Origin of the sequence: Boudabousia marimammalium (assembly GCF_001936115.1) — a bacterium.
Taxonomy (GTDB): Bacteria; Actinomycetota; Actinomycetes; order Actinomycetales; family Actinomycetaceae; genus Boudabousia; species Boudabousia marimammalium.
In genome coordinates, this window is sequence record NZ_MPDM01000011.1 from 37,228 (window position 1) to 47,194 (window position 9,967).

Genomic DNA, 9,967 nt, shown 5'->3' on the forward strand with positions numbered 1-9,967 from the left:
CAATGGCAAAAATTATTTCTTTCAATGAGGAAGCACGACGCAATATTGAGCGTGGCCTCAACCTGCTGGCAGACACCGTTAAGGTGACTCTCGGCCCGAAGGGTCGCAATGTCGTCCTCGACAAGAAGTGGGGCGCCCCCACTATTACTAACGATGGCGTTTCCATCGCTAAAGAAATCGACCTAGAAGATCCGTTTGAGCGCATTGGCGCCGAACTGGTGAAGGAAGTCGCAAAGAAGACTGACGATGTTGCCGGCGACGGCACCACCACTGCTACCGTTATCGCGCAGGCACTGGTGAAGGAAGGTCTGCGTAACGTCGCTGCTGGGGCTAACCCGATTGCGCTCAAGCGCGGCATTAACAAGGCCGTCGAGGCGGTAGTAAAGCAGCTACTCTCCGACGCCAAGGAAATCGAAACCACTGAAGAAATCGCCGCAACCGCTTCGATTTCTGCCGCCGACCCGGAGATCGGTCGCCTGATTGCCGAAGCCATGGAGAAGGTTGGTGCCGAGGGCGTCATCACTGTTGAAGAGACCAACTCTTTCGACACCACTTTGGAAACCACCGAAGGTATGCGTTTCGACAAGGGCTTCCTATCCCCCTACTTCGTGACTGATGCTGAGCGCCAGGAAGCCGCCTTGGAAGATGCCTACGTCCTACTGGTGGAGTCCAAGATTTCTAACGTGAAGGACCTGCTGCCCCTGCTGGAAAAGGTTATGCAGTCCGGTAAGCCGCTGGCGATTATCGCTGAAGATATCGAGGGTGAAGCGCTCGCAACCCTGGTCGTGAACAAGATTCGCGGCACCTTCAAGTCCGTTGCTGTTAAGGCTCCGGGCTTCGGTGATCGTCGTAAGGCCATGTTGCAGGATATGGCTATTCTGACCGGCGGTCAGGTCATCTCTGAGACCGTGGGCCTGTCCTTGGAGAACGCTGACCTTGACTTGCTGGGCACCGCCCGCAAGGTGGTTGTCACTAAGGATGAAACCACCATTGTTGATGGTGGGGGCACCACTGAGCAGCTGGAGGGCCGTGTGGCTCAGCTGCGTGCAGAGATTGAAAAGACCGATTCTGACTACGACCGTGAGAAGCTGCAGGAGCGTCTCGCTAAGCTCTCCCATGGTGTTGCTGTCATCAAGTCCGGTGCAGCCACTGAGGTGGAGCTCAAGGAGCGTAAGCACCGCATTGAGGACGCTGTCCGTAACGCGAAGGCCGCTAAGGAAGAAGGCATCGTCTCCGGTGGTGGCGTTGCGCTAATCCAGGCAGCTAAGGTTCTGGACAACCTTGAGGTCGAGGGCGATGAGGCCACCGGTGTGGCAATCGTCCGTCTAGCAGCTGAAGCCCCCTTGAAGCAGATTGCTTACAACGCTGGCTTGGAGCCGGGCGTTGTTGCCGACAAGGTCAAGAATCTGGGCGTTGGTGAAGGCCTAAACGCTGCTACCGGCGTGTACGAGAATCTGCTGGAAGCTGGTATCGCTGACCCGGTTAAGGTGACCCGCTCTGCTTTGCAGAACGCAGCCTCTATTGCTGGCCTGTTCCTTACCACTGAAGCAGTGGTCGCTGACAAGCCTGAACCGCCGGCTCCCGCCGGTGGCGAAGGCGATATGGGCGGCATGGGTGGCATGTACTAAACTGCCGCTTTCGTAGCTAAACTGCCGGCGGGGCAGGAACCAACTAGGTTCCTGCCCCGCCGTTTTTCAAACTATCTAGCGAATAGTGATTGCGCCTGCGCTTCAGCCTCTTCGTAGGTGCGGGAAGCCGCCATCAGCCGGGTGCTAATTGAATCTAGAGCTTCTTCCACTTGGGTTTGCACCGCCTGCCATTGGGTGATGCATTCAGTGAAGGAAAGCTGGGCTGATCCTTGCCACCCCGAGTTCAGCGCGGTTAGCTGAGTCATCATGGAAGCAACTTCTGCCCGCAGACGCGACCCCGAAGTGGAAACCGCCGCGGAAGCCCCCGCAACCTGTGTTGAATCAACTTGAAACATCGACATGATTTTCTCCTCAATCTATGAGAGAACAATGCCGCGGCCCGTCCGCAGCGTTATCTCATGCCCCTACTTTTGCAGGGGGGAAAGGAGCTAAACCAGTCCGGAAAATCCAAGCTGTGGATAACTTAAGCTGTGGATAACTCAGTCTTGGTTCTTTTCCGGATCTAAATCCGGGTTAGTCATCTTCGGTACGATCGGGTTGCGTCGTTTAGCTTCTTTTAGGGCCCGCATCTCAGCTGTGTCAAGGCAGTCATCAGCGACTTCCAAAGTGGAAGAAATCGTGGAGAGCAAGTCATCCTCGTCATCAGTGTTGTGCAAAATGGGACGTTTCACTGGAACGCTATCGCCTTGAGCAGTCTCCGCAGATAGACGTACCTGTTGCACTGGCTCAACCAATTCTGGTTTTTCCTCTATCTCAGTGGCCGGCTGCTGTGGGGATTCTTCCACATACTCATCTAACTGTTCTGCCAGTTCAGGCTCTTCGATGCCTCCGGCAATCTCGTTTGGATCTGAGATGCCCAATGGGGCGACTTCCACTTCAGGAATCTTTCCCGAATCAGTGCTGGGTTCCTTAACCCCCTTAATTAGCGTAGGGGTCGCGTCGGGGGCTGCGCCCGTTTCTCGTGGCTCGTCAGCTGCGGTATCCAGCTGATTGCTTTCCCGCAGCTCTGTGAGTTCTGCTTCGCTCAGTTTAGAAAGCTCTGCGTTGACTTTCGTTAGTTCAGCTTCTAGATTCTCGCGGGCGGGCTTCTCCCAAGCGGCCCCCAGCGGGGAGATAAAAAGCTTGGGACGCTCTAGCAGATGGGTAATAATCATTTTACGTCCCGCTAGGAAACGAGCGCGCGGAATATGTGAGTATTCGGCGGCAATAGCTTCGCGGTATTTACGGTAATCTTGTGGGCTGGCCGCCAGCATGGACAGTTCCGCATCCACTAGCACGCGGGCATCGATATCTTCCGGCGCGGCGGAGTGCTTCCCTAAGCCCAAAATCAGGTGAACAATGCGCTGGATTCGTTCCTCACTGACACCTAGCTCACGTAAATCATCAGCCGCGTACTGGGCGGAGGGTGCCATGACCTCTCCGGCTTCGCCAGCGTAGGTGCTGTCTTCATCGGTGGCAAATACTGCTCCGTGGTACCAAGTTGCTAAGCGGAGCATCTCCGGGTCATGTGAGGCGGCCACAATCTCATCGAGTGCGGCTAAAGTATTAATCAAATGCGTTAGATTGTGGAAGACCCGCTCTGGTGCGGACCATCGTTCCACCAGCTTTAAGCAATGCTCCCGTAGGATTTCCTTGTCAGCGGTTGCTTCCACTGCCTCGGCGCTACGTATAAAGGCTGAAACCAGCCATTGCGGAGCGTCACTGATGCCCATCTGAACACCTTTCTTAAGACAACAACGTATCCAATCCTATGCTCATATTTGCTGAAGGTCGAATTAGCGGAGGTGACTTCCATTGTCAGGGAAGGTCAAAATCTTGCGGGCTGAGTAAGATAGCATTTGAACAAGGTCTCAACTTGAGGTTTTCTATCTGGAAGGCAGTTATGAGTGGAAGTGATTCGCTTTTTGAGCTTGAAGGTGCACGATTCAGACCGGTGATGCCCCAGCTGGCTAAAGTTCGCCGGATTGGTTTGAGCATTTTCTTTGTCCCCATCATCGTGATTATGGGTGTGCTTGCTTTTGTCGCTTTTGCGGAAGTCGGTCGCTGGATTACTTTGTCGATTGCTGCCGTGGTGTTACTGCTTTGGCTTTGGCTGATGTGGCTGGTTTCGCGTCAAGTTAAGGCGTTTGGGTATTACGAGGGGGAGCGTGAGCTATATTTGCGCTCCGGTATCATGTTCCGCTCCATGACTGTGATTCCTTATGGCCGGATGCAGTTTGTTGATCTAGATGAAGGGCCCATTGCCCGGCATTACGGGATGGCGTCTGTGAAGCTCCATACGGCTTCCGCTTCTACGGACGCAACGATTGTGGGTCTTCCCCGTGAGGAAGCTAACCGTCTGCGTAAGGTGCTGTCTGAGCGGGGCGAAGCCCTGATGGCGGGGCTTTAAACCATGTCAGATCAGAAAGCTGAACTGAATTGGTTGAAAGTTCATCCCATCACCCCGGTGGTGACGGTGTGGAAGGGGATTGCCGCGCTGGTCGGTATTATTGCCATCCAGAATTTCAGGGAAAGCGTGGAGCTAATCCATTATCTGCAGGATTACACACAGCTGGGTGGTCTGGCTTGGGTTTTGATTCCGCTAGCTTTTATCCTAGTTTTTGCCTTGCTGGTTGGCCTTTACGCGGCCATCTCTTACCGGTTTATTGGGTACGCGCTGGAGCCGGAAGCCATTCACTACCGGAAAGGCATCTTTTTTAAGAGCGAGCGCGAAATCAAAATGTCGCGCATCCAAGCAATCGATGTGGTGCAGCCGCTGCTGGGCCGTCTTTTCGGCTTGGCGAACGTGAACGTAGAAGCCACCGGTGGTAATGAGTCTAAGATTGAAATCGGTATGCTCCGCCTGCCGGAGGCTGAAGAAACCCGGGCGCGGATTTTGTATCTGGCGGCTGGTTTTTCCGAGGACGAGGGGGAATCCCCCTCGGCCCCCAGCCAAGCTGAGAACGCTGAAACTGAAGACGGTTCCGCTCCCAGCGCCGACGTGACCCCGCCGGTACTGCGGGCCACCCCGGTAGCACCCGAAACTGAACTGTACCGGGTTAATCTGCCGTCGCTTTTCGTTTCGGTAGCACTGTCCGGCTGGTTCATTACGACTGTTATTGTGATTATCGGGGTATTTAGTTTCGCTATCTATGGTTTCTCATCATGGGGCTGGCGGGGTTTTTCTGGCAGCTTGGTCGCTTTGGCGCCATTATTCCTAGGTCTGATTAGCGGAAGCTGGAACTCGATTAGTCGCAGTATTAACTTTGTTTTGGCTGCCTCTCCGGATGGGATTCGTATTCGTAATGGCATTACGGATCTCAAAGCGCAAACTCTGCCGCCCGGTCGCGTGCACGGCGTGAAACTCAGTCAGAGTTTGCTGTGGCGGACCCGCGACTACTGGCGGGTGGAAATGGAAATCGCCAGCTATCAAGGTGACACAGAGCAGAGCAATAATGTGCTGATTCCGGTGGGGAGCCGCCAAGACGCTGTCTCTAGCAGCTGGTTGATTGTCCGCGACCTGGGGGTGGAAAACCCCGACCAGCTTTGGGAAGAAGCCTTCGATGGTAGCCGTGACAGCTACCAAAGTTTCGTGCCGAACCCACTGGTGTCCCGCTGGTTTGACTGGTTCACCTATCGTCGCAACGCGGTGGCTATCACCCCGCACGCCCTGGTTTTCCGGCGCGGCTGGCTGACTAAAAGCATCAATATTGTGTTGCATGAGCATATTCAGTCCGTGGAGATCTCTCAAGGACCGTGGGAGCGTCGACTGGGCCTGGCTAATCTGCATATTCATCTGGTGCAAGGGCAAATCCTCACTGTTATGCCAAATATTGGTGCTGAACACTGCCGGGATCTGTGGGCGCAGGTCGCGCAGTACTCGCAGCAGCGCCGAGAAACTGAACCGTCCGCAAAGTGGATGATTCGGGTTCAGCAGGTGGCTGCAGTTTCCAGTAGCCAAGATGGCTCCATGTCCAGCGGCAACACGGATTTCGAAATGCCTGACGAAGCGGACAATCCCGCTACCTCGACAGATCAGGAAGTAGTGTCCTTGTGAAACCCGCCCGTCTTGGCTTTGGCATTATTGGCGCGGGGGCCGTCGGTTGCGCCCTCGGCTCCGCTCTCCGCGCCACCGGGCACGCCCTCGTCGGCGTGGTCGCAGATAGTGAGGACTCCCGCGAGCGTGCCCAAGTGCGCCTAGCGAATGTGCCAATCCTCAGCCCCGAGCAGCTAGTGGAACGTTCCGAAGCTGTCCTCCTTGCCTTGCCCGCGAACCAGATAGCCCCCACGGTAGAAGGTCTGGCCGCACTGGAGCTGTGGCAGCCCGGGCAGCTGATCATCCACACTGCGCCCGCCCTCGGCACCCGTCCCCTAGCGGCGGCAACTGCGCGTGGCGCCCTCGGCCTCGCCATTCACCCAGCCATGCGTTTTACGGGAACCAGTTTGGATGAGACGCTCTTGGTGGATTGCCCCTTTGCGATTACCGCGGCGGGTCCTTTGCAGCCAATCGGGATGGCTTTAGCAGTGGAGTTGGGTGGGCGCCCCTTCGTAATTGCCGAGGGGGAGCGCGCCAACTATGCGGCGGCTTTGTTGAAAACTATGCGGACTCTGGAGTCAGCCACGGACTCTTTAGTGGACACCATGATGGAGCTGTCAGGTGATAGTGAGGCGGCCGGAGCGGTCACCAGCCGCCTGCTGGACGCCACCTACGTTCATGTGCGCGACACAAAAGTGTGAAACTAAGCCAAAAATTGGCTACCGGCACGGCAGAAAAGCGGATTGCCGTTAAACTATTGCCTGTGAGTGAAAATAAAACTGCAGGCAATCAGCCTCCCCAAGCACAGAATCCGTCCGACGACACCCCAGAGCAGGTGCGAATCCGGGTGGAAAAGCGTGCCCAGCTGTTGGAATCTGGTGTCAACCCGTACCCGGTGCAGTTGCCGGTTACCGCCACTATTGCGCAGATTCGTGAACAGTACAGCCATCTTGAAGCCGGCGATGAGACCGAGGATTTGGCTGGTGTTGCCGGTCGTGTCATGTTCTTGCGTAACACCGGTAAGCTCTGTTTCGTCACCATTCAAGATGGTGCCGGTTCGCGTCTGCAGGCCATGCTGTCTGCTAATGAGGTGGGCATGGATTCTTTGCAGCAGTTTAAGACGGCGGTCGATTTGGGTGACCACCTGTATGTGCACGGTCGCGTGATTTCTTCGCGCCGCGGTGAGCTTTCAATTATGGCTACCGCCGGCGGTGAGGGCACTGGTGCTGGTACTTTTACGGCCGCTCCAGCTTGGGCCTTGGCTGCGAAAGCGGTTCGCCCGCTACCTAAGACTTTCACCGCGGAGGATGGTACCGAGGTTTCCCTGTCTGAGGAACAGCGGGTTCGTCGCCGTGAGCTGGATATGATTATGCGCCAGTCGGCTCGCGATATGGTGCGCACTCGCTCTTTGGTGATGCGTTCGCTTCGCCAATGGTTTGATCAGCATGACTTCTTGGAAGTGGAAACTCCGATGCTGCAAAATATTCACGGTGGCGCGGCGGCCCGCCCGTTCACCACGCACATGAACGCGTACGACACTGACCTGTATTTGCGGATTGCGCCGGAGCTCTTCTTGAAGCGCTGCCTGATTGGCGGGGTGGAGAATGTGTTTGAAATTAACCGTAACTTCCGTAATGAGGGTGCAGACTCTTCACACAGCCCGGAGTTTACGATGCTGGAAGCCTACCAAGCTTACGGTACTTATGACACGATTGGTCAGCTCACTCAAGACATTGTTCAGAACGCAGCCATCGCGGCGACCGGCTCCACTAAGGTCACTTTGCCGGACGGCACCGAATACGATCTGGGTGGCGAATGGAAGCAGATTGGCCTCTATGAGTCGCTTTCTGAGAAGCTGGGTGAGGAAGTCACCCCGGAGACTTCACGTGAGCGGCTGTTGCAGTTGGCTGAGCAGCATGAGGTTGAGGTCGAAGACTACTATGTCGACGGCAAGATTGTGGAAACCCTCTGGGAGGAGCTAGTGGGGGACCACCTGTGGGAGCCGACTTTTGTGCGTGATTTCCCGGTGGATACTTCACCGCTGGTGAAGGCGCATCGCAGTCAGCCCGGCAAGGTGGAGAAGTGGGATCTGATTGTGCGTGGTTTTGAGCTGGCGACCGGCTACTCTGAGTTGAATGATCCGGTAGTGCAGCGTGAGCGGTTTGAGCAGCAGTCTCTGGACGCCGCGAATGGTGACCCGGAAGCCATGGAGGTGGATGAAGAGTTCTTGCAGGCCATGGAGCAGGGGATGCCGCCTGCCGGTGGTATGGGCATGGGGATTGACCGGCTCCTGATGGCGATTACCGGTCAAGGGATTCGGGAGACTATTACTTTCCCGCTGGTTAAGCGTCTCTAATTTTTGGTTTTACGTATTCCCTCGGTTCTTTGTTTCGGCAAGGGGCCGAGGGTCTTCGCTATCTAGGGGTATGGCGGGGCGGTTTTGAATTCTATTTTGATGATTGTGACAATTTGGCAGACATAATTTAAAGCATGCATGTCGGATGTCTGATATTGTATCTTCTACGTATCATGCGAGAATGGGCTCGCCTACGGAAAGGTCAATGATGACAACAACTAACTCTCGAATCGGTCGCAGGATGTTGGTCGCTCTCGTCGCTGTTTTTGCGATGGTGGCAACGCTGATTTCTTTACCGGTTAATCTGGCGGTAGCGGAAACCGATAAACTCACTGTGACTCTCACTCGAACTGATGACTTGGGTAGTGAAATCAGGGAAGGTGACCGGCTGACTTTCCGCATTACCTACAAGAACAATACGGATTCTGCACTCACTGCTTTCCCCCGTGAATCCAATCTTTCTGATGTGGTGCCTGGGGATACCAAGAACTGTCGTTGGGTTAATCTCGCGGCGGGGGCGACTAAACAGTGCAACTTTGCTTTCCATATTGCGACAGCTAAAGATGCGCAGGCAGGCACTTTCACCCCCATGAGTACATGGGATGCTACTACTGATCGTGATGGGAACAATGTTCTACAAGCGGGGATCCAAGCTAATGCGGACCCGGTTACTGTGATTCCTGTTCCTGATCCGCTGGAAACCCCGCATGACTACGCAATAGGTGAGATTGTTCATTTGGCTACTCCCGGAAGTGGAGGGTTCCCGTGCCACCGGATTCCGGCGCTGACGCAGGCGGTGAATGGAAACATTATTGCTGCTTGGGATGGTCGTCCCCGGGGTTGTGGCGACGCGCCTACTCCCAACTCGATTGTTTACCGGATTTCAAAGGACAATGGGCGTTCTTGGAGTAAGATTGCTACCGCGATGGAAGGGCATCCGGCTCCTGGCTTAGAGAAGTATGGTTATTCTGATCCTTCTTTAGTGGTGGACCGTGAAACCGGTGACATTTTCCTTTTCGCTGTTAAATCCTTCCAGCAGGGCATTGCGGGCTCACGATTGGGCGTTAATCACGAGGACAAGAACGTGATTCAGGCTGCCGTCACGAAGTCTTCGGATAATGGTGAAACTTGGGAGACTCCGAAAATTATCACCGAGCAGGTAACAGGTGACGTGGCGACTTGGCGGGCACGTTTCGCCAGTTCTGGTGAAGGTATCCAGTTGCGCTATGGTGAGCACAAGGGGCGTTTGTTGCAGCAGTACGCCATTTTCAAGCAGGGTGTGCGTGGTTTGTTTAACCATTCAGTTTACTCTGACGATCATGGTGAGACGTGGCATGCGGGTGCTTTGACTGCTGCTTACGGTGATGAAAACAAGGTCGTCGAGTTGTCTGATGGCACCTTGATGATGAACTCTCGTACCGGCGCCGCTGGCGGTCACCGTTATGTCTCCTATTCAGAGGATCAGGGTGAGACTTGGGGCCCGTGGAAGGTTGAGAACCAGTTGGAAGATCCTGTCAATAACGCTTCCATCATTCGCGCTTACCCGAATGCTCCCGAAGGCTCTCTCCGCGCTAAAGTGCTGTTGTTCTCTAATGCAAAGTCAACTAATCGTCGGGCTAACGGTCATGTGCGGATTTCCTATGATGACGGCAAGACTTGGAATGAGGGGCGGCAGTTCTATGCTGGCTCAATGGCTTATTCAACATTAACCCCGCTGGCTGATGGCACCTATGGTCTACTTTTTGAATCCGACGAGTATCAAAACATTGATTACATGAAGATTGATGCCGAGTGGTTGGGACTGATTGATCCTGGTGAGGCTACGCCTGAGCCGACTGTGGAGCCTTCGGTGGAGGCGACGGTAGTTACTGTGAATGGAACTCAAATTCCCGATATCAGTGTCACTCCAGTGGTGAATGTTGCGGTGAATGATGGTGCCACTGTGGA

The 9,967-nt window shown here is 54.8% G+C and carries 8 protein-coding genes; 6 read left to right on the top strand and 2 right to left on the bottom strand.

Features of this window, described 5'->3' with window-relative positions; translation table 11 throughout:
• Nucleotides 1-2: 2 nt before the first annotated feature.
• Nucleotides 3-1,628, top strand: a complete 1,626-nt coding sequence (gene groL, locus BM477_RS08045; protein WP_075362155.1) for a chaperonin GroEL — start codon at nt 3-5, stop codon at nt 1,626-1,628.
• 71 nt (nt 1,629-1,699) lie between these two features.
• Here the strand turns inward: groL and BM477_RS08050 are convergent, their stop codons facing one another.
• The gene (locus BM477_RS08050) at nt 1,700-1,990 is read right to left on the bottom strand and encodes a WXG100 family type VII secretion target (protein WP_075362156.1); all 291 of its coding nucleotides are present in this window, start codon (nt 1,988-1,990) and stop codon (nt 1,700-1,702) included.
• A gap of 138 nt (nt 1,991-2,128) precedes the next feature.
• Complete coding sequence (locus BM477_RS08055; RefSeq protein ID WP_075362157.1) at nt 2,129-3,361, bottom strand: HD domain-containing protein; 1,233 nt, start codon at nt 3,359-3,361, stop codon at nt 2,129-2,131.
• A gap of 170 nt (nt 3,362-3,531) precedes the next feature.
• On the opposite strand from BM477_RS08055, the gene BM477_RS08060 reads away from it, so the two are divergent.
• The 5 genes from BM477_RS08060 to BM477_RS08080 form a co-directional block, all read left to right on the top strand.
• Nucleotides 3,532-4,038, top strand: coding sequence for a PH domain-containing protein (locus BM477_RS08060; protein ID WP_075362158.1), 507 nt, complete (start codon nt 3,532-3,534; stop codon nt 4,036-4,038).
• A gap of 3 nt (nt 4,039-4,041) precedes the next feature.
• The gene (locus BM477_RS08065) at nt 4,042-5,685 is read left to right on the top strand and encodes a PH domain-containing protein (RefSeq protein WP_075362159.1); all 1,644 of its coding nucleotides are present in this window, start codon (nt 4,042-4,044) and stop codon (nt 5,683-5,685) included.
• Nucleotides 5,682-6,365, top strand: coding sequence for an NAD(P)-binding domain-containing protein (locus BM477_RS08070; RefSeq protein ID WP_075362160.1), 684 nt, complete (start codon nt 5,682-5,684; stop codon nt 6,363-6,365). Before BM477_RS08065 ends, BM477_RS08070 begins: the two co-directional genes overlap by 4 nt.
• Nucleotides 6,366-6,421: 56 nt before the next feature.
• Entirely contained in the window at nt 6,422-8,020 is a 1,599-nt protein-coding gene (gene lysS / locus BM477_RS08075) for a lysine--tRNA ligase (protein WP_143230267.1), read from the top strand.
• A gap of 205 nt (nt 8,021-8,225) precedes the next feature.
• The coding region (locus tag BM477_RS08080; RefSeq protein ID WP_075362161.1) for a sialidase family protein at nt 8,226-9,967 on the top strand (1,742 nt) is incomplete at its 3' end.

What these genes read in the sequence shown, in the direction of transcription:
- BM477_RS08050 (WP_075362156.1), bottom strand. Translation starts at nt 1,990, where the DNA reads ATGTCGATGTTTCAAGTTGATTCAACACAGGTTGCGGGGGCTTCCGCG.
- BM477_RS08060 (WP_075362158.1), top strand. Translation starts at nt 3,532, where the DNA reads ATGAGTGGAAGTGATTCGCTTTTTGAGCTTGAAGGTGCACGATTCAGA.
- BM477_RS08065 (WP_075362159.1), top strand. Translation starts at nt 4,042, where the DNA reads ATGTCAGATCAGAAAGCTGAACTGAATTGGTTGAAAGTTCATCCCATC.
- BM477_RS08055 (WP_075362157.1), bottom strand. Translation starts at nt 3,361, where the DNA reads ATGGGCATCAGTGACGCTCCGCAATGGCTGGTTTCAGCCTTTATACGT.
- groL (WP_075362155.1), top strand. Translation starts at nt 3, where the DNA reads ATGGCAAAAATTATTTCTTTCAATGAGGAAGCACGACGCAATATTGAG.